1 tRNA gene is annotated in these 291 nt (G+C 42.3%); it reads right to left on the minus strand.

What is annotated here, in order from left to right:
- Positions 1–26 precede the first annotated feature (26 nt).
- A tRNA-Leu gene (locus tag AAEZ03_RS26785) sits at positions 27–113 on the minus strand.
- Positions 114–291 lie beyond the last annotated feature (178 nt).

The following is a 291-nucleotide window of genomic DNA, read 5'->3' on the forward strand; positions in this document are numbered from 1 at the left end:
CTATAAGATAGTATAGGACTATGTAATGGTACCCGGAGCCGGACTTGAACCGGCACGCTATTGCTAGCGAGGGATTTTAAATCCCTTGTGTCTACCAATTTCACCACCCGGGCAAAAATTGTTTTATCTTTAACATAAGCTAGCTGATAGACCGTCTAGTTACTAGATAAGTGCTCGCTATTATAAGCGGTTATGCTAATAATGCAAGCCAAAATTAACGTAAAGTTAATAAATAATTGGAGGCTGGAGTCGGAATCGAACCGGCGTTAACGGAGTTGCAGTCCGCTGCAT

The sequence above is a fragment of the Pseudomonas sp. HY2-MNA-CIBAN-0224 genome (assembly GCF_040310285.1).
GTDB classification, from domain to species: Bacteria; Pseudomonadota; Gammaproteobacteria; order Pseudomonadales; family Pseudomonadaceae; genus Aquipseudomonas; species Aquipseudomonas helleri.